Annotated in this window: 22 protein-coding genes and 1 tRNA gene; 2 read left to right on the top strand and 21 right to left on the bottom strand. The window is 72.8% G+C overall.

Features of this window, described 5'->3' with window-relative positions; all coding sequences use genetic code 11:
- Positions 1-54: 54 nt before the first annotated feature.
- The 9 genes from JNO54_RS09415 to clsA all read right to left on the bottom strand — a co-directional run bounded on the left by JNO54_RS09415 (position 55) and on the right by clsA (position 5,587).
- A complete protein-coding gene (locus JNO54_RS09415; protein WP_307818146.1) occupies positions 55-639 on the bottom strand; it encodes a MerR family transcriptional regulator in 585 nt (194 codons plus the stop codon).
- 131 nt (positions 640-770) lie between these two features.
- Entirely contained in the window at positions 771-1,262 is a 492-nt protein-coding gene (locus JNO54_RS09410) for a bifunctional nuclease family protein (RefSeq protein WP_204143668.1), read from the bottom strand.
- A gap of 5 nt (positions 1,263-1,267) precedes the next feature.
- Positions 1,268-1,972: a transcriptional regulator FtsR gene (ftsR, locus tag JNO54_RS09405; protein ID WP_204143667.1), complete on the bottom strand. Its 705-nt coding sequence runs from the start codon at positions 1,970-1,972 to the stop codon at positions 1,268-1,270.
- Entirely contained in the window at positions 1,973-2,419 is a 447-nt protein-coding gene (locus JNO54_RS09400) for an FHA domain-containing protein (protein ID WP_204143666.1), read from the bottom strand.
- Positions 2,420-2,507: 88 nt separating this feature from the next.
- A complete protein-coding gene (gene gcvH, locus JNO54_RS09395; protein WP_204143665.1) occupies positions 2,508-2,888 on the bottom strand; it encodes a glycine cleavage system protein GcvH in 381 nt (126 codons plus the stop codon).
- A gap of 45 nt (positions 2,889-2,933) precedes the next feature.
- Complete coding sequence (locus JNO54_RS09390; protein ID WP_204143664.1) at positions 2,934-3,749, bottom strand: DUF881 domain-containing protein; 816 nt, start codon at positions 3,747-3,749, stop codon at positions 2,934-2,936.
- Positions 3,746-4,078: a small basic family protein gene (locus tag JNO54_RS09385; protein ID WP_204143663.1), complete on the bottom strand. Its 333-nt coding sequence runs from the start codon at positions 4,076-4,078 to the stop codon at positions 3,746-3,748. The genes JNO54_RS09390 and JNO54_RS09385 overlap by 4 nt, the downstream gene beginning before the upstream one ends.
- A complete protein-coding gene (locus JNO54_RS09380) occupies positions 4,075-4,998 on the bottom strand; it encodes a DUF881 domain-containing protein (protein WP_204143662.1) in 924 nt (307 codons plus the stop codon). The genes JNO54_RS09385 and JNO54_RS09380 overlap by 4 nt, the downstream gene beginning before the upstream one ends.
- On the bottom strand, positions 4,988-5,587 hold the full coding sequence (gene clsA, locus JNO54_RS09375) for a cardiolipin synthase ClsA (protein ID WP_204143661.1): 600 nt from the start codon (positions 5,585-5,587) through the stop codon (positions 4,988-4,990). Before clsA ends, JNO54_RS09380 begins: the two co-directional genes overlap by 11 nt.
- A gap of 41 nt (positions 5,588-5,628) precedes the next feature.
- On the opposite strand from clsA, the gene JNO54_RS09370 reads away from it, so the two are divergent.
- Positions 5,629-6,762, top strand: coding sequence for a MalY/PatB family protein (locus tag JNO54_RS09370; protein WP_204143660.1), 1,134 nt, complete (start codon positions 5,629-5,631; stop codon positions 6,760-6,762).
- 51 nt (positions 6,763-6,813) lie between these two features.
- On the opposite strand, the gene JNO54_RS09365 is transcribed toward JNO54_RS09370, so the two are convergent.
- The 10 genes from JNO54_RS09365 to xerD all read right to left on the bottom strand — a co-directional run bounded on the left by JNO54_RS09365 (position 6,814) and on the right by xerD (position 15,585).
- Positions 6,814-6,887 (bottom strand) — tRNA-Pro (locus JNO54_RS09365).
- 78 nt (positions 6,888-6,965) lie between these two features.
- The gene (der, locus tag JNO54_RS09360) at positions 6,966-8,444 is read right to left on the bottom strand and encodes a ribosome biogenesis GTPase Der (RefSeq protein WP_204143659.1); all 1,479 of its coding nucleotides are present in this window, start codon (positions 8,442-8,444) and stop codon (positions 6,966-6,968) included.
- 87 nt (positions 8,445-8,531) lie between these two features.
- Positions 8,532-9,266 carry a lysophospholipid acyltransferase family protein gene (locus JNO54_RS09355; RefSeq protein ID WP_204143658.1) on the bottom strand — a complete coding sequence of 245 codons (735 nt, stop codon included), beginning with the start codon at positions 9,264-9,266 and terminating at the stop codon, positions 8,532-8,534.
- Positions 9,259-9,945 carry a (d)CMP kinase gene (cmk, locus tag JNO54_RS09350; protein ID WP_204143657.1) on the bottom strand — a complete coding sequence of 229 codons (687 nt, stop codon included), beginning with the start codon at positions 9,943-9,945 and terminating at the stop codon, positions 9,259-9,261. The genes JNO54_RS09355 and cmk overlap by 8 nt, the downstream gene beginning before the upstream one ends.
- Before the next feature lie 23 nt (positions 9,946-9,968).
- Complete coding sequence (locus JNO54_RS09345; protein ID WP_307818145.1) at positions 9,969-11,117, bottom strand: prephenate dehydrogenase; 1,149 nt, start codon at positions 11,115-11,117, stop codon at positions 9,969-9,971.
- A complete protein-coding gene (locus JNO54_RS09340; RefSeq protein WP_204143656.1) occupies positions 11,114-12,115 on the bottom strand; it encodes a pseudouridine synthase in 1,002 nt (333 codons plus the stop codon). Before JNO54_RS09340 ends, JNO54_RS09345 begins: the two co-directional genes overlap by 4 nt.
- Entirely contained in the window at positions 12,112-12,774 is a 663-nt protein-coding gene (gene scpB, locus JNO54_RS09335) for an SMC-Scp complex subunit ScpB (RefSeq protein WP_204143655.1), read from the bottom strand. Before scpB ends, JNO54_RS09340 begins: the two co-directional genes overlap by 4 nt.
- Complete coding sequence (locus JNO54_RS09330) at positions 12,767-13,651, bottom strand: segregation and condensation protein A (RefSeq protein ID WP_204143654.1); 885 nt, start codon at positions 13,649-13,651, stop codon at positions 12,767-12,769. The genes scpB and JNO54_RS09330 overlap by 8 nt, the downstream gene beginning before the upstream one ends.
- A gap of 4 nt (positions 13,652-13,655) precedes the next feature.
- The gene (locus JNO54_RS09325; RefSeq protein WP_307818144.1) at positions 13,656-14,543 is read right to left on the bottom strand and encodes a ParA family protein; all 888 of its coding nucleotides are present in this window, start codon (positions 14,541-14,543) and stop codon (positions 13,656-13,658) included.
- An 85-nt stretch (positions 14,544-14,628) separates the two neighbouring features.
- Entirely contained in the window at positions 14,629-15,585 is a 957-nt protein-coding gene (xerD, locus tag JNO54_RS09320) for a site-specific tyrosine recombinase XerD (protein ID WP_204143653.1), read from the bottom strand.
- Positions 15,586-15,672: 87 nt separating this feature from the next.
- Here xerD and JNO54_RS09315 point away from each other — a divergent pair, with 87 nt between their 5' ends.
- Positions 15,673-16,296 (top strand): hypothetical protein, encoded by a 624-nt coding sequence (locus JNO54_RS09315; protein WP_204143652.1) that lies wholly within the window; start codon positions 15,673-15,675, stop codon positions 16,294-16,296.
- Positions 16,297-16,345: 49 nt separating this feature from the next.
- On the opposite strand, the gene hisS is transcribed toward JNO54_RS09315, so the two are convergent.
- Positions 16,346-17,701, bottom strand: coding sequence for a histidine--tRNA ligase (hisS, locus tag JNO54_RS09310; protein ID WP_204143651.1), 1,356 nt, complete (start codon positions 17,699-17,701; stop codon positions 16,346-16,348).
- A complete protein-coding gene (locus JNO54_RS09305) occupies positions 17,698-18,402 on the bottom strand; it encodes an MBL fold metallo-hydrolase (protein WP_204143650.1) in 705 nt (234 codons plus the stop codon). Before JNO54_RS09305 ends, hisS begins: the two co-directional genes overlap by 4 nt.
- Positions 18,403-18,495: the final 93 nt, after the last annotated feature.

The following is an 18,495-nucleotide window of genomic DNA, read 5'->3' as shown; positions in this document are numbered from 1 at the left end:
CAGCCGGGTCGGCGGCAGGTCGGGACACCCGTCGGGGGTGCGCGGAAGGGAGGCTCAGGCGAGCTTGGCGCGGCGACGGGCGCCGATCTCGTCGCCCGGGACCTCGGGCATGTCGGCCGGGTCCTCGTCGTCGTAGCGCTCCGAGGGCAGCTCCATGAGCGAGCCCTCGACCTCGCGCCAGACGCGCCCGACGGCGATCCCGAAGACGCCCTGACCGCCCTGGACGAGGTCGATGACCTCGTCCGCGGAGGTGCACTCGTAGACGCTCGCGCCGTCGCTCATGAGGGTGATCTGGGCGAGGTCCTCGACGCCGCGCTCGCGCAGGTGCGAGATGGCGACCCGGATCTGCTGGAGCGAGACGCCGGTGTCGAGCAGGCGCTTGACGACCTTGAGGACGAGGATGTCCCGGAAGCCGTAGAGGCGCTGGCTGCCGGAGCCGTGGGCCCCCCGCACGGACGGCTCGACGAGCCCGGTGCGGGCCCAGTAGTCGAGCTGACGGTAGGTGATGCCGGCCGCCTTGCAGGCTGCCGGACCCCGGTAGCCGAGGTCCTCGCGCAGCTCAGGCAGGTCGTCGTCGAAGAGCACTCCCTGCGCGCGCGCCGAGACCGGAGGGGTGTCGTCCTGCGACGTGCGGTCCACCGGGCCTCCTGGAGCGGCGGGCGCGGGAGCGCCCGAGGTAATCACACCGCTGTCGTGCGGTGTGCTTTCACCGTACGACCAGGGTCGGAGGTGGTCAACGACCGGGCCGCCTCGGCGCCCGGGCGTGTCGGTCACGAATCGGTTGCGGTGCCGGGGTCGTCGCCGACCTCGAAGTCCTCAGGGGAGATCTCCTCGAGGAACTCCTTGAACTTCTCGACCTCGTCCTCCTCGGCGGAGGACTCGACCCCGGCCGCGTCGACGAGCGCCTCCGTGGCGAGGATGTCCGCGCCGCAGCGCAGCGCCACCGCGATGGCGTCGGAGGAGCGGGCGTCCACGCGGGTACCGTCGTCGAGGACGAGGTTGGCGTAGAAGACGCCCTCGTCGAGACGGACGATCTCGACGGAGGCGACCTTGCGGCCCACGGCCTCCACGACGTCGACGAGCAGGTCGTGGGTCAGCGGCCGCGGCGGCTCGACCCCCTCCTGCGCGTAGGCGATCGAGGTCGCCTCGGCCGCACCGATCCAGATCGGGACGTACCGCGAGCCGTCCCGCTCGCGGAGCAGGACGATGGGCTGCGAGGTGGGCATCTCCACCCGGACACCGAGGACATCGAGGACGATCACGGTCCCTACCGTAGTGCGCCGACCTGGGCCCGGACGAGAGCGGTGTGCAGGTCGAGGCACGCGGCGGCGACCTCGGCCGCCCTCCGCTGCATCTCGGCCTCACGCGCGGCGCCCCGACCGGGGGTGCGCGCACGGACGTGCTCGACGAGCCCGACCTCGCGCTCGGCCGCGGTGCGGAAGGGCCGCAGGTGCCGGACCTCGATACCGGCCTCGACCAGGGCGCCGGCGGCGACCGCGACGTCGAGGTCCTCCGCCCCGTAGTGACCGGCGTGGGCCCGGACGAGCCCGTAGCTCACGAGGTCTCGCAGCGTCGCCGCGTCGATCCCGGCAGCCGCCCGGAGCTCCTCGGCGGTGAGGCGAAGGGGTGGTCGCGGCAGGAGCGCGTCGGCATCCGTGCGCCCCCCCGTCGGCGGGACGACGGCGGTCTCCCCCGAGGGGACCTCGGCGGGGACGAGGCCGCGGTCCAGCGCGTCGAGGTGGGCATGGATGACCTTGAGCGGCCAGAAGCGGTCGCGTTGCGCGGTCAGGACGAAACGGAGCCGCTCGATGTCCTCGGGACGGTACCGCCGCGACCCCTTCGGGGTGCGCTCCGGCGTGATGAGGCCCTGGGCCTCGAGGTAGCGGATCTTCGAGATCGTGACGTCGGGGTGGTCCTCGACGAGCGCGTCGAGGACCGCGCCGATCCCGACGCTGGGCCCTGCGCCGGGCACCTACGTGGTGCCGACGTAGAAGACCAGTCGGAACTTGCCGATCTGGACCTCGTCACCCGTCCGCAGCAGGGCCGAGTCGATCCGCTCGCTATTGACGTAGGTGCCGTTGAGCGAGCCCACGTCGCGGACGGTGAAGCCGTCCTCGCCACGGCTGAAGACCGCGTGCTTGCGCGAGACGGTGACGTCGTCGAGGAAGATGTCGCTGCTCGGGCCGCGGCCCGAGGTGACCTCGGCGTCGTCGAGGAGGAATCGTGCCCCGGTGTTGGGCCCGCGGAGGACGATGAGCAGCGCCGTCCCCGCACGGAGCGCGTCGACCGTGGCCTGCTCCTCGCGGGTGAGCAGGCGACCGATGTGGTCGCGCTGCCCGGGAGCGGACTCCACCCGCGAGAGTTGCTGCGTCGCAGGGTCGACGCGGTGCTGGGGCGCCTGCTCGTCCGGGCCGGTCATCGAGAGTCCTCCTTGGCTCTTCGGGGGTAGGGACAGACTAGACGACCTCGGCGCCCGGACACAGGGGCGCCGGTGCGCCGCGGCCGGCTCACCCGAGCTGCTGCTCGTAGGCCTCGGCGTCGAGGAGGTCGGAGGTGCCAGGCTCCTCGCCGAGGCTCATCTCGAACATCCAGCCGTCGCCGTAGGGGTCGGAGTTCACGAGCTCCGGGGTGGCGTCGAGCGCCTCGTTGACCGCCGTGACCGTGCCGGTGAGCGGCGAGTAGAGGTCGGACACCGACTTCGTCGACTCGACCTCGCCGATGGCGTCGCCCCGGACGACCTCGTCGCCGACCTTGGGCAGGCTCACGAAGACGACGTCGCCGAGCGCCTCCTGGGCGTAGCTCGTGATCCCCACACGCACGCCGTCCGCGGTCTCGCGGACCCACTCGTGGTCGGAGGTGTAGCGCAGGTCGTCGGGGTACTCGCTCATGTGTGCTCCTCGGAGATGGATCTGGACGGCGTGTCGTCGGCGACCCTACCCGGACGGGGAGGGCTCTGGCACGGGCTGGGCGAAGCGGGGCTCCGGCACGCTGTGGAGGGCGTCGACAGAGACGTCGTCTAGCTGCGTCACGGACACCCGCCCCCCTCGTCCACGGACCGACTCGGTGATGCCGCCGGGGATCTCCATCGCCGAGCTGAGGGTCTGCGGGTCACCGATGACGGTGAAGGTGTACGGGCGGGTCAGCGCCTCGCCGTCGGCCTGGATCGTGGCGCCCTCGTCGGTGAAGTAGCTCCCTGCGACGAGCCGCACGTCGTCGACCTGCATCGCCTCGGCGCCGGCGTCCCGCAGCTCCTGCATCGCGTCGATGAGGGTCGTCGCGGACACCGCGCTCTCGTCACCGTCGAGCGTCATCGTGATGCCCGGGCCCCGTGCAGGGACGGTGCCGGCGAGGATGCCCAGGGTGTCGAAGCGCTCCTGCGCGGCCCGGACGGCCTCCTCGGACCCGCCGGCCTCGCGGAGCTGGTCGCGGCTGCGCTCGAGCTCGGCGAGCTGGTCGTCGAGGCGCTCGCCGTTCTGCGTGACGTCGTCGAGGATCCGGACGAGCTCGTCCTGGCGCAGGTCCTCCAGGCCCTGCTGCTGGGTCTCGCTGACCTGGGTGGCGATGGCGAAGCCGAGCAGGGCCGCGAGGACGAGGGCGAAGAAGTTGGCCCGGGTCGGGCGCGGCCGCGCCATGAGGTAGATCCTGCGCCACGACCGCCGGAGGGGTGCGGCGTCGGTGCCGGACGAGGAGTGCGCGGGTTCCGGCGAAGGGGTGCTGCCCTCGGGCGGGGGGGCGGCCGGCTCGCTCATGCGTTGAAGAGGTGCCGACGGATGGAGGCGACGTTGGAGAAGATCCGCACGCCGAGGACGACGACGACGCCGGTGGAGAGCTGCGAGCCGACGCCGAGCTGGTCGCCGAGGAAGACGATGAAGGCGGCCACGACGACGTTGGCGAGGAAGGAGACGACGAAGACCTTGTCGTTGAAGATCCCGTCGAGCGCGGCCCGGACGGCACCGAAGACGGCGTCGAGGGCGGCGATGACGGCGATCGGCAGGTAGGGCTGGAGCCAGAGCGGCACGTCGGGCTGGAGCACCAGCCCGATGACGAGCCCGGCGACGAGTCCGAGGGCGGGGATCACGAGGTCTCCTTGGGGTCGGTGCCGTCGGTCAGCGGCCGTGCGTTGCGCAGGGTGGTGGAGACGACGCTGGGGAGGGTCAGCTCGTCCGAGGTCTCGATGCCGGCCTGGATGCCGAAGTTCTGCTGCAGCCCGCTGAGGTAGGCCCCTCCGGGTCCCGCGGCGAAACGGGCCCGCATCGCCTCGGGGTCGCCGATCACCTCGACCGTGTACGGCCGGGTCAGCGGGCGGAAGTTCACCAGGATCGCGTCCCCGGCGAAGCGGATCGCGGTCCGCGAGGTGAGGCGTTGGCCGTTGACCGAGATCGCCTCGGCGCCCGAGGCCCAGAGCGCGTTGACGACGATCTGGATGTCGCGGCTCTGGACCCGGCCGTCGTCGTTGGCCTTCGCCCGCGGGTCGCTCCCGTCGGTGGGGTCGGTGCCCGGCGCGTCGTCGAGGACGAACCGCAGCCCGGGACCGGTGACGGCGACGCCACCGTCGCTGAGGCGCAGCGCGTCGACGGTCCTCGTCCGGTCCCCCGGGAGCTCTGGCTCGAGCGCGGCCGCGGCGGCGTCGACCTCGGCCTGGAGGGTGCGGACCCGGTTGGTCTGCTCGTCGACCGTGGCCTGCCGGTCCTCGATGCGGGCGATGAGCTCGCGGCGGGTCTCCGCGCGGGTCGAGTCGCGTCCGCGCAGCTCGACGGCGGCAACCCCGATGAGCAGACCGACGAGCAGCAGGGCGAGGACGAGCAGCGGGGTCCGGCGCCCGGTGCTCGCGGGGAGCCCGGCGCGGACCCGCTCGTCGGCGGCGGCCTGGTACCCCGGGTCGAGTGGTCGCTCGAGCATCGAGGTGATGAGGGTCATCGACGCGTCCGGCCGGCGGCCTCCCTCGCCCTCGTCCATGAGCTGGCGGCGCGCGCGCTCCCCCTTCGAGTCAGGCGGCACGAGGTCTCCTCGACGCCAGGGTCCACACCTCGAGGAGGTAGATCACCGCGGAGACGACGTAGAGCCCGATCCCCCACCAGGCGAAGCCCCACCCGATCGGGCGCGCGATCTCGGCGAGACGGCCGTCGCCGTCGGCGAGGAGCAGCAGCGGGAAGGCGTAGAGCAGGTTGAAGGTCGCGGCCTTGCCGACGAAGTGGACGGGCAGGCCGCGGGCCGCCTCGCTGCGCACGACGAGCAGCGCGACCGACAGGATCGCGTCACGGCCGATGAGGATGACGACGAGCCACCACGGGATGATCCCGCGATAGGCGAGCCCGAGCACCGTCGTGAAGATGTAGAGCCGGTCGGCGACGGGATCGAGGGTCGCACCGAGCTTCGAGGTGAGGTTGAAGGTGCGGGCGATCTTGCCGTCGAGGTAGTCGGTGATCCCCGAGACCATGAGGGTGACCAGGGCGATCCCGTCGTTCCCGGTGAGGATGGCCCAGAGGAAGACGGGGACGCCGAGCAGACGCAGCATCGAGAGGACGTTCGGCAGGGTCCACACACCGGTGCCACCCTCGGCGGGGTCGGTCGAGAGGTCCTGCGTCACCGGGCCAGCCTAGGCGCTCGCCGGGCTGAGACAGTGGAGGCATGGCCGACCGAGACCTCCTCACCCTCCCGCTGAGCGTCCTGCGCGAGCGCACCTCCGCCAAGTGGCGCCAGTACGACCCCGACGTCCTGCCGCTGTGGGTGGCGGAGATGGACGTCCTGCCCGCGCCCTCCGTCGCCGCGGCGCTCGAGCGGGCGGCGGCGACCGGCGACTACGGCTACCCCTCGGGTCGCCCCTACGAAGAGGCCGTGGCCCGCTGGTACGCCGACCTGGGCACGTCGCTCGAGGACTGCCCCACGGCGCTCGTCGCCGACGTCATGACCGGGGTGGCCCACTCCCTTCGCGCCGGGACGGGCCCCGAGGGTGCCGTGGTCATCACCACGCCGGTCTACCCGCCCTTCCACTCGGTCGTCGGGGAGACCGGCCGGCGCCTCGTGGAGGCGCCGCTCTCCCCCGCCGGGCGGCTCGACCTGGACTCGCTCCGGGTGGCCTTCGTCGACGCCGGGCCCGGGTCGGCGCTGCTCCTCGCCAACCCGCACAACCCGACCGGGGTCGCGCACACGGCCGCGGAGCTGAGGGACGTCCTGCTGCTCGCCGAGGAGCACGGGGTACGGGTGGTCAGCGACGAGATCCACGCGCCCCTCGTCCTCGCCGGGGCCTCCTTCACGTCGGTCCTCGGGGTCGAGGGCAGCAGCCGGGCCGTCGTCGTCACCTCGGCGGCGAAGGGGTGGAACCTCGCGGGCTTCAAGGCCGCGGTCGTCGTCGGGGGACCCGAGGCGAAGGACGTCCTCGCCGGCTTCCCGCCGTCGGCGCCCTACGGCGCGAGCCATGTCGCGGTCCAGGCGCACGTCGCGGCGCTCGAGGGCGGGCAGGACTGGCTGCGGGCTCTCGTGCGCGACCTCGACGCCAACCGGACCCTGCTCGGCGACCTGCTCGCCGAGCACCTCCCCGCGGTGCGCTGGCGCCCGATGGAGGCGACCTACCTCGCGTGGCTGGACTGCTCGGACCTCGGTCTCGGCCGTGAGGCCGCCAGGCACTTCCTCGACGAGGCGAGGGTCGCGCTCATGGCCGGCACCCCCTTCGCCTCGGGCATGGGCGACCACGTACGTCTCAACATCGCCACGTCGCCGGAGATCCTCACCGAGACGGTCGAGCGGATGGCCGTCTCCCTCTGAGACGACGCGAAGGGCCCCCCCGGTCGCCCGGAGAGGCCCTTCGTCACAACGTCGGGATGACAGGATTTGAACCTGCGACCCCTTGACCCCCAGTCAAGTGCGCTACCAAGCTGCGCCACATCCCGTTGTGCGGTGCTCGCCCCGTCGCCGGAGCCAGGACACTCTAACTCAGCGGTGGGCGTGCCCCGTAATCGGTCCGGCGATCAGCGACGGCGCTTCTCGCGCACCCGCACCGAGATCTCGATCGGGGTGCCCTCGAAGCCGAACTCCTCGCGCAGCCGACGCTCGAGGAAGCGCCGGTAGCCGGCCTCGATGAAGCCGGAGGCGAAGAGCACGAAGCGCGGCGGACGGGTCGAGGCCTGGGTCGCGAAGAGGATCCGTGGCTGCTTGCCGCCCCGGACCGGGTGCGGGTGACCGGAGACGATCTGCCCGATGATCGCGTTGAGCCGCGAGGTCGGCACGCGCATGTCCCACGAGTCGAGCGCGGTGTCCAGGGCCGGGACGAGCTTGTCGACGTGGCGGCCGGTGTGCGCCGAGAGGTTGATCCGGGGCGCCCACTGCACCTGGACGAGCTCGCGCTCGATCTCGCGCTCGAGGTAGTAGCGCCGCTCCTCGTCGAGGAGGTCCCACTTGTTGTAGGCGATGACGAGCGCGCGGCCGGCCTCGACGACCTGGCTGATGACGCGCAGGTCCTGCTCGGCGATGGACTCCTCGGCGTCGATGAGGACCACGGCGACCTCGGCCTTCTCCAGCGCGGTCTGCGTGCGCAGCGAGGCGTAGAAGTCCGCCCCCCGGGTCTGGTGCACGCGGCGCCGGATGCCCGCGGTGTCGACGAAGCGCCACCAGCGGCCACCGAGCTCGACGAGCTCGTCGACGGGGTCGCGTGTCGTGCCGGCGACGTTGTCGACGACGACCCGCTCCTCGCCCGCGAGCTTGTTGAGCAGCGAGGACTTGCCGACGTTCGGGCGACCGATGAGGGCCACGCGCCGGGGTCCGTCGTCGGCCGGGGCGTCCGCGACCATCGACCGCTCGGGCAGCACGTCGAGGACGGCGTCGAGCGCGTCACCGCTGCCGCGACCGTGGAGGGCCGAGACGGGCCACGGCTGGCCGAGCCCGAGGTTCCACAGCGCGGCGGCGTCGGGCTCGAAGCGCTGGTCGTCCACCTTGTTCGCGACGAGCACGACCGGCTTGCCCGACTTCCGGAGCAGCTTGACGACGGCCTCGTCGTCGTCGGTCGCCCCGACGACGGCGTCGACGACGAACATCACGACGTCAGCCATGTCGATGGCGACCTCGGCCTGCTCGGCCACCTTGAGGTGGATCCCCTCGGCGCCAGCCTCCCAGCCACCGGTGTCGATGATCGTGAAGCGACGACCGGCCCACTCCCCTTCGTAGGCCACCCGGTCACGCGTGACGCCCGGGACGTCCTCGACGACCGCCTCACGGCGGCGCAGGATCCGGTTGACGAGGGTGGACTTGCCGACGTTGGGCCGTCCGATGATGGCCACGACGGGCAGCGCGCCCTCGTAGCCCTCGTCCTCGGCCTCCTGGAAGCCGTCGATGAGGGCCTGGTCCTCGGGCGTCAGCTCGAAGTCCTCCAGGCCGGCGCGCAGGACACGCTCGACCCCTTCGTCCTCCGCGGGGAGGACGAGGTCGTCGGGCTCGGGCGTCTGGCTGTCCACGGCGGGACTCCTTGAGGATGTCGGGGGCGAAGGGGTGGCACGCGCGGCCTCAGGGGGCCGGGGCGCGTGCCGTGCTCCTCCATTGTCTCAGGCCGGGAGGAGGTCCGGCGGGATGTCCTCGGGCAGGGGGATCCCGTGGCGCTCCGAGGCGGCGACGACGTGGTCGACGAGGGCGGGCACGAGCTCGCTCATGATCTCCTCGCGGACCGGTCGGACGGGGCCGCCCGGGCGGGCGAGACGGAGGGGGCGGCCGTACTCGACGACGACCTTCGCCCCTCGCTCCGGGAGGTCCCCGGCGAGCTGTCCGGTGAGGCGGGTGCCGAGCAGGGCGACGGGCACGACGGGTGCGCCGGTCACCTGAGCCAGCCAGGCGACACCCGGGAAGGTCAGCTCGAAGCGGCCTCTCCCGCGGGCGCCCTCGGGGAAGATCCCGACCGCTCCCCCGGCGCGCAGGACCCCGACCGAGCGGCCGAGCGCCCTCGCCGCGGTCGCGTCCTGGGGCAGCGCGATGGCGCCGCCGGCCCGCAGCAGGTGCCCGGTGAAGCCCTCGACGACCTTGTCGTAGACGAGGAAGGAGACCGCCCGCCCGGCCGTGCCGTGGATCGCGATGCCGTCGAGGAAGCCGATGTGGTTGGCCGCGAGGATCACCGGCCCCCGGCAGGGGACGTGCTCGGCGCCGTGGGACTGCACCGGACGCACGGGCGGGAGGAGGGCGCGGGCCATGAGCCGGCCGACCCGGGCCCGGCCGCGCAGGGTGGTCCGGACAGGGACGTGGCGCTCGAGGGCAGGCGGCAGGCCGCCTGGTGAGCGCTCCTCAGCCACGCGCCGCGTCGACGACCTCGAGGGCCGCGGCCACGCTCTCCTCGAAGGTCAGGTCGGAGGTGTCGAGGGTGACGACACCGTCGGCGGCGGTGAGGAACTGCGAGACCGTCGAGTCGTCCTGATCGCGGCGGACGACCTCGTCGCGGGTGCGCTCGATCGCCTCGTCGTCGGTCTGCCCGTGGAGCTCGGCGCTGCGCCGGCGCAGCCGGGCCTCCTCGCTCGCCGTGAGCAGGAGTCGCACGTCGGCGTCGGGGGCGACGACCGTCGTGATGTCTCGACCCTCGGCGACCACCGAGCCGTGGTCGTCGGCGATGACGGTGATGAGGTCGCGCTGCTGCTGCTGCATCTCGACCCTGACCTCGGGGATCGTCGCGACCCGGGAGACCTGCGCGCTGATCTCGGAGGTACGGATCGCCTCGGTCACGTCGGTCTCGCCGACGACGACGCCGGGCTCGGACGGGTCGGCGCTCATGGCGAGCGGCAGGTCCGTCGCCGCCCGGATGACGGCGTCCGCGTCACCGAGGTCGACGCCGGTCTCGAGGCACCACCAGGTGAGCGCCCGGTACATCGCCCCGGTGTCGAGGTACCCGCCACCGAGGTGGACGGCGATCGCGCGCGAGACGCTCGACTTGCCGGACCCGGAGGGCCCGTCGACTCCGACGACGAAGGGGGTGGTCATGGGCACCGATCCTAGGCGCTGGGTCAGCCGTGCAGCTGCCAGCCCCGGGCGAGGAGCGCCTCCTCGAGCGGGCTGACGGAGGCGGGCAGGACGGAGACCTCGGCGACGCCGAAGGGCAGCCCGAGGCCGTGGTCGAGGCGCAGGTCCTCGAGGTTGACCTCGGCCTCGCCGATGTCGGCGAGGAGCCGGGCGAGCTCGCCGGGGCGGTCGCCGACGACGACGCTCACGACGCCGTAGGAGGTGGGCGCCGCGCCGTGCTTGCCGGGGATCCGGGCGTGGCCGGCGTTGCCCCCGGCGATGGCTCGGGCGATGACGGCGCGGGCGCCCGGGGCGTCCTCGTCGATCCCCTGCTCGAGCGCGTGCAGCGCGCCGATGACGCCGTCGAGCTCGTCGCGCAGGACGGTGAGGACCGCGCGGACGGAGGCGGCGTTGCCGGAGAGGATCTGGGTCCACAGGCCAGGGTCGCTCGCGGCGACCCGGGTGACGTCGCGCACACCCTGGCCGGACAGGCCGACGGCCTGCTCGCTCAGAGCCTCGAGCCGGGCGGCGACGAGGCTGGCGGCGACCTGGGGCACGTGCGAGACGGCGGCGACGGCGGCGTCGTGCTCGCCCGGGGTCAGGCGGGTGACCACAGAGCCGCAGGCCCGCGCGATCCGCTCGACGACGTCGACCCTGCCGGCGTCGGCGTCGTCGTCGGGGCAGACGACCCAGGCCCGCCCCTCGAAGAGGTCGGGCCGGGCGGCGATGGCGCCGCTGCGCTCCCGCCCGGCCATGGGGTGCGAGCCGACGTAGCGGGCCAGCGGCGCGCCCATCCGGCGCAGGTCGTCGAGGATGACGCCCTTGACCGAGGCGACGTCGGTGACCGTGGCCTCGGGCCACCGCGCGAGCGCGTCGGCCACGACCGAAGGGGTGATGTCCGGCGGTGTCGCGACGACGACGACGTCGGGGGTCGGGTGGGCTCCGCCGTCGGAGCCCTCGTCGTGACCCAGGCGCGGGCCGAGCCGGCCGGCGCCGAGGTCGCGGGCCAGGGTCATCGCGGTGACCGACTGGTCCTGGAGCACCGGGTCGAGGCCGGTACGGCGCAGGGCGAGGCCGATCGAGGTGCCGATGAGCCCGGTGCCGATGATCCGGACCTCGCGGGAGGTGCCGTCGATGCCGGACGGCGTCGTCACAGGCCGACCGCCTTGTAGAGCTGTCCGATCTCGCGGCGGCTGAGGTTGCGCCAGCGGCCGACCTTCGTCTGGCCGAGCTCGATCGGGCCGATCTGGGTGCGGGTCAGGGTGATGACGGGGTGACCGACCTCCTCCATGAGGCGACGCACGATGTGGTTGCGCCCCTCGTGCAGGACGATCTCGACGACCGCCTTGCCCGGGGAGGAGGCGACGACGGAGAAGGAGTCGACCGTGACCGGCCCGTCCTCGAGGGTCACGCCGGAGCGCAGCGTCTTGCCGAGGTCGCGCGGCAGCGGGCCGGGGACCTGGGCGATGTAGGTCTTGAGCACCCCGTAGGCCGGGTGCTGGAGGCGGTGGGAGATCTCGCCGTCGTTGGTCAGCAGCAGCAGGCCCTCGGTGTCGACGTCGAGCCGGCCGACGTGGAAGAGGCGCTCCGGCCGGTCCCGGACGTAGTCGCCGATGCTCGGGCGGCCGAGCTCGTCGGACATCGTCGTCACGACCCCGAGCGGCTTGTTGAAGGCGAGGTAGACCCGGCTCTCGTCGAGCTGGACCCGCTCCCCGTCGACATGGACGGTCTGCGCGTCGGGGTTGACGCGCACGCCGAGCTCGGTGACGACCTGGCCGTCGACCTGGACGCGCCCCTCGGCGATGAGCTGCTCGCACGCGCGGCGCGAGCCGATGCCGGCGCCGGCCAGCAGCTTCTGCAGCCGCACGCCGTCGGGCGAGTGGACGTCGACCTCAGGTGCAGATCGAGGCATGGGGGCGATCGTCGGCTGGTCCTGGCGGGACCGGCCGGTCGTCCCGCGCTTGGGCCCCTGCGGCTTCGAGCGGCGCTCGCCCTCGACCGGGCGCTTGCGCGAGCCGGACTGGCTCGGGCGGGCCGGTCGGCCCTGGCCCCGACGTGCGCCACCACCGGCACGACCACCACCACCGCCGCCGTCCCGGCCACCCCCGGCTCCCCCGGACCGGCCCTGGCCGCCTCCGCGTGCCGCACTCATGCCTGGCCCTGCGCTGCGAGCTCGTCGATCATGTCTGCCTCCGGCAGGTAGGGAGCGATGGGCGGGAGGTCGTCGAGCGACTCCAGCCCCATCCGCTCGAGGAAGGTGTCGGTCGTGCCGTAGAGGATCGCGCCGGACTCGCCGTCGTGGCTCACCTCGGTGATGAGACCGCGCGTGAGCAGGGTGCGGACCACCCCGTCGACGTTGACGCCGCGGACCGCCCCGACGCGGGCGCGGGAGATCGGCTGGCGGTAGGCGATGACCGCGAGGGTCTCCAGGGACGCCTGGGTCAGGCGAGCCTGCTGCCCGTCAAGGATGAAGCGCTCGACGACCGCGGCGTACGCCGAGTGGGAGTAGAAGCGCCAGCCGCCGGCCACGGAGCGGATCGTGTAGCCGTGCTTGCCGTCGGCGAGGTCGGCCTCGATCTCGCCGAGCGCCTCGCGGACCGCCTCGACGGTCACCTCGAGCGCCGTGGCGAGGGCGACCTCGCTCACCGGCTCCTCGACGACCATGAGGACCGCCTCGACGGCACCCCGCACCCCGCCGGGCAGCTCGTCGACGTCGAGGGCCAGCTGACCCCCTTCGTCCTCGGGCACCTCGGCCGAGGGGTCCTCGACCTGGGGCTCCTCCACGGGGGTGGTCTCGTCCGTCTCACTCATCGTCGTCTCCGTCGGTCTGGGGCTCGGCGGCGGCTGCGTCGTCGCCCTCGTCGAACTCGTCGCTCACCTGGATGTCGCCGTCCTCCGAGCCCACCCAGCGCACCGTGAGCTCGCCGAGCGCGACCGCCTGCTCGAAGGCGACCGCCTTCTCGCGGAAGAGCTCGAGCAGGGCGAGGAAGCGGGCGACGATGACAAGGGTGCTGTCGGCGTCACGGACGAGGCTGCGGAAGGAGGCGACGCCGTCCTCGCGCAGCCGGTCCGCGATGATGCCCGCCTGCTCGACGACGCTCACCGCGGGCGCGTGGAGGTGCGTCAGGCCGACCGTCGGCTCCTCCTTGGGCGTCAGCGCCCGCGCGGCGATCATCGCGAGCTGCTCGGGCGTCACCGTCATGACGAGCTCGGGCAGCAGGCTGGCGAACTGAGGCTCGAGCCCCGCCTGCCGCGGCGTCATGCGCGAGCTGCGGGTCAGCTCGTCGGCGAAGCGGGCGGCGACCTCCTTGAAGGCGCGGTACTGCAGGAGGCGGGCGAAGAGGATGTCGCGGGCCTCGATGAGTGCGAGGTCGTCCTCGTCGTCCTCGCGGGTCACGGGCAGCAGGCGAGCGGCCTTGATGTCGAGCAGCGTCGCGGCGACGAGGAGGAACTCCGAGGTCTGCCCGAGATCGAGCTCGGTGTCGGATGCCCGGATCGCCCGGAGGTGGGCGATGAACTCGTCGGTGACCTTGGCCAGCGCGATCTCGGTGATGTCGAGCTTGTGCTTGCTGATCAGCCCGAGGAGCAGGTCGAAGGGGCCCTCGAAGTTGTCGAGGTGGACGGTGAAGGCCTGCTGGGCCGGACGACGGGTGAGGACGCCGCCGGGGACGACGGCTGGGTCGCTCATCGGCTCAGGCTGCCCCGCCGCGGGCGATGAGCTCACGGGCGAGCTGCCGGTAGGCGTTGGCGGCGTTGTGCCCGGTGGCGTAGGTGGTGATCGGCTCGGCGGCGAGCGTGGCGTCGGGGAACTTCACCGTCCGCGAGATGACGGTGTGGAAGACCCGGTCCCCGAAGTGGTCCACGACGCTGCCGACGACCTCGCGGCTGTGCAGGGTCCGGCCGTCGTACATCGTCGCGAGGATGCCGTCGATCTCGAGGCGCGGGTTGAGCCGGTCCTGGATCTTCTCGATCGTCTCGACGAGCAGGGCCACGCCGCGCATCGCGAAGTACTCGGTCTCGAGCGGGATGATCACGCCGTGCGCGGCGGTCAGCGCGTTGACCGTGAGCAGGCCCAGGCTCGGCTGGCAGTCGATGAGGATCGCGTCGTACTCGTCGAGGACGGGACGCAGGACGCGGGCGAGGATCTGCTCGCGGGCGACCTCGCCGACGAGCTGGACCTCTGCGGCGGAGAGGTCGATGTTGGCCGGGACGACGTCGAGGCCCTCGACGCCCGTGTGCTGGATGACCTCGCGGATGTCGTGACCGCGCTCGACGAGGAGGTTGTAGATCGTCACGTCGAGCTGGTGGGTGGGGACACCGAGCCCGACGGACAGGGCGCCCTGGGGGTCGAAGTCGACGAGGAGGACCTTGCGGCCGAGCTCGACGAGGGCCGCCCCGAGGTTGATGGTCGTCGTCGTCTTTCCGACGCCGCCCTTCTGGTTGCACATCGCGATGATCCGCGCCGGCCCGTGCGAGCTGAGCGGGGCGGGCTCGGGGAAGTCGGGAAGGGGGCGTCCGGTCGGTCCGACCGTCGCCTGGCCGTGCTCGAGCTCGAGCGGCGGCGTCACCTCGGGTGCCACGTACTGATCACTCCATCGCGCAATGTCGGTCAGCCTCTCGCTGATCGAGGGCGACACTACCAGCGGGTCGCGGCCCGCCCGGGGGTCAACGGGCGCGCGGGTGGCTCTGGGCGTAGACCTCGCGCAGCTGCTGGATGGTCACCATCGTGTAGATCTGCGTCGTCGTCACCGAGGCGTGGCCGAGCAGCTCCTGGACGACGCGGACGTCGGCGCCGCCCTCGAGGAGGTGGGTGGCGAAGGAGTGCCGCAGCGTGTGCGGCGAGACCTCCCCGCGGATCTTCGCCCGCTCGGCGGCGGTGGTGATGATCGTCCAGGCGCTCTGGCGGGAGAAGCGCGAGCCGCGGAGGTTGAGGAAGAGAGCGGGGCCGGCCTTCCCCTTCGCCGCGAGGACCGGGCGCCCACGCACGAGCCACGCCTCGACGGCTGCCCGCGCGTAGCCGCCGACCGGGACGACCCGCTCCTTGCTCCCCTTGCCGAAGAGCCGGACGGCGCCGCCCTCGAGGTCGATGTCGTCGACGTCGAGACCGACGGCCTCGGAGATCCGGGCCCCGGTCGCGTAGAGGACCTCGAGGAGGGCACGGTCGCGCAGGCGAGCGGGGCTGTCCTCACTCTCCCCTCCCCCGGCGGCCTCGATGAGGCGGGTCACCTCGTCGACGGTGATCGCCTTGGGCAGGCGCGAAGGGGGCTTGGGCGGGGCGACGTCCGTGGCGGGGTCGTCGACGGTCACCCCTTCGAGGGCGAGGAACTTGTGCAGCCCGCGGACGGCGACGAGGGTGCGGGCGGCCGATGTCGCGGCGAGCGGCGGATGGTCGCCGTCGCCCTCCCGGATCCGGGTGAGGAAGCCGCTGACATGGGTGGGCCGGACGTCCTGGGGTGCGCTCACCCCTTCGTCCTGGAGGTGCTGGAGGTAGCGGCCGGTGTCCCGACGGTAGGCGGCGAGGGTGTGCCGGCTGACGCCCCGCTCGACGTCGAGATGGGTGAGCCAGGTGCGGACCGCCCGCTCCATCTCGGTGGGGCGCGAGGGTGCGTCGGACCCAGCCATGCCTCTCCCCCTTCGCCCCGCGAGAAGCCGGAGGACGCCGTTGTCCTCCGGCGCGACACACGGTCGCAGGGTGGGAGTGTAGGCGCCATGAAGCTCTACGCCGACCTGCCCGCGCGCCGGACCGCCCAGGTGATCGCCGACCTCGCGATGCTCGGCTGGGTCTGGCTGTGGGTCTGGGCCGCGACGAAGGTGCACGCCGTGACGATGGAGCTCACCGAGCCGGGCCGGCGGCTGGCCGGGGCGGGGTCCGGCTTCCGCGACAAGATGACCTCCGCCGGCGACCGGGTCGACGACCTGCCGCTCGTCGAGGACCGGGTGGCAGCGCCCTTCCGCGAGGCCGCGGGCGCCGGGACCGACATCGAGCGGGCGGGCACCGACCTCGTCACCGCGGTGGAGCGGCTCTCGCTGGCCCTCGCGCTCGTCACCGCGCTCGTGCCGATCCTGCTCGCGCTGCTGTGGTGGGGACTCACGCGCTACCGCTTCGTCCGGACCGCGACCGCGGCGCAGCGGCTCATCGACGCCGACGCGGACCTCGACCTCTTCGCGCTGCGGGCGATGGCCAACCAGCCGATGACCCGTCTCGCGGCGGTCTCGCCCGACCCCGCGGGGGCCTGGCGGCGCGGCGAGATCGAGATCGTCCGGGCGCTCGCCCTCCTGGAGCTCAGGGACGCGGGTCTGCGACCACCGGGGTCGCGCCCACCGCTCGCGTAACCCTCCGCGCCGCAGGGAGCACCGACCCTCCCCTCGCTCGCCGACCGGCTCAGGCGGTGGCGACGACCCGCGGGTGGAGGTCCTCGGGCGGGCAGACCCACGTCGTGGCGTCGGCGTCGAGCTGGTCGCCCGAGCGGATGTCCTTGACCTGGTCGCTGCCCTCGTCTGCGCCGGGGAACCAGACGAAGGGGATGCCGCGGCGCTCGGCGTAGCGGATCTGCTTGCCGAACCTCGCCGCGGCTGGCGCCACCTCGCAGGCGATGCCACGGGCCCGCAGGGCGGTCGCCACCGCGACCGAGCGGGCGCGGCTCTCCTCGTCGTTGACCGCGACGAGGACGGCGGCCGGCGTCTTGCGGGTGGCCTCGACGAGGCCCTCCGAGAAGAGCAGCGCGAGCAGGCGCGAGAGACCGATCGAGATGCCGACGCCCGGGTAGGTCGTCCGGCCGTCGCTCGCGAGCGCGTCGTAACGGCCCCCGGAGCAGAAGGACCCCCACTGCTCGAAACCCACGAGCTGGGTCTCGTAGACCGTGCCCGTGTAGTAGTCGAGCCCGCGGGCGATCTTGAGGTCGGCGACCATCGCGCCGGGAGCGTTGGCCATGCCCGTCTCGATGACCGCCCGCAGCGCCTCGAGGCCCTCGTCGAGGGTCGGGTGCTCGACGCCGAGGGCGCGCACACGATCGACGAAGGAGGTGTCCTCCGTGCGGATCATCGCCAGGGCCAGCACCTGGTTCGCCTGCTCAGGGGCCAGGCCGGCCTCGACGAGGAGCGCCGACACCTTCGCGGGACCGATCTTGTCGAGCTTGTCGACGACGCGCAGGGTCCCCGCGACGTCCTCGATGCCCAGACCCCGGTAGAAGCCCTCGGGGATCTTGCGGTTGTTGACCTGGATAACCATCTGGCCGATCGGCAGCTTGCTGAAGATCTCCGCCATGACGAGCGGCATCTCCGCCTCGAAGTGCGGGGCCAGCTCACCGACGTCGACGACGTCGATGTCGCACTGGGTGAACTCGCGGAAGCGCCCCTCCTGCGGCCGCTCGCCCCGCCACACCTTCTGGATCTGGTGACGTCGGAAGGGGAAGGAGAGCCGGCCCGCGTGCTCGACGACGTACCGGGCGAAGGGGACGGTGAGGTCGAAGTGTAGACCGAGCTCGGCGTCGCTGCGCTCCCCCGGGTCGGCCGCCAGGCGGCTCACGCCGTAGATCTCCTTGTCGGCGTCGCCGCCCTTGCCGAGCAGCCGCTCGACCGGCTCGACCGCGCGGGTCTCGATCGACGGGAAGCCGTGCAGCTCGAAGGTCCGCCGGATGACGTCGAGGAAGTGCTGCTCGACGATCCGCTGCTCGGGCAGGTACTCCGGGAAGCCGGAGAGCGGGGTCACCTTGGTGGCGCGGGGCTTGGGCTGGCTCATGCGAGGTCCTGCAGGTAGGGGTTGGTGGCCTTCTCCCGGGCGAGCGTCGTCGCCGGGCCGTGGCCGGGCAGGACCAGGCTGCTGCCAGGGCGCGGCAGGACGGCGTCGCGCAGGCTGCGCATCATCGCCTCGTGGCTCCCGCCGGGCAGGTCGGTGCGGCCGATCGAGCCGGCGAAGAGGACGTCACCGGTGATCAGGGTGCGGTCCACCTCGGCCTCGGCGGGGACCCCCTCGGGCACCTGGTCGACGGCGAACATCACCGATCCCTCCGTGTGGCCCGGGGCGTGGACGACGTCGAGGTCGATCCCGGCGACGGTGACCCGCTCCGCGTCGCGCACCTCGACGACCCGCTCGGGCTCACGCCACGTCGCCTTCTTGCCGAACTGCTGCTCGAGCATCCCGACGAGCTGCGGGCCGAGCGAGCTCCCGCCGAGCGGGTCGACGAGCCGGTAGCGGTCGTCGCTGTGGATGTACGCGGCGATCTCCCCGCCGCACACCGGCGTCACCGAGTAGACGTGGTCGACGTGACCGTGGGTCAGGAGCACCGCGGCCGGCTTGAGCCGGTGCTCGGTGAGGACCTCCCGCAGGGTCTCCTCGACCCCGATCCCGGGGTCGACGACGATGCACTCCTCGCCCGGGCCAGGGGCGATGACGTAGCAGTTCGTCGCGAAGGCGGCGGCGGGGAAGGTGACGGTCAGCACGGGGAGTCAGCCTACCCAGCCGGTCACTGCGGCTAGGCTCGCGTCTCGTGAGCGACGAGACACCTACGCCGACCCCTGGCCCTGCTGCGCCCT

Origin of the sequence: Janibacter endophyticus (genome assembly GCF_016888335.1) — a bacterium.
GTDB classification, from domain to species: Bacteria; Actinomycetota; Actinomycetes; order Actinomycetales; family Dermatophilaceae; genus Marihabitans; species Marihabitans endophyticum.
Note: the sequence above shows the minus strand (reverse complement) of the source record. Positions and strands in the feature narration are given on the sequence as shown.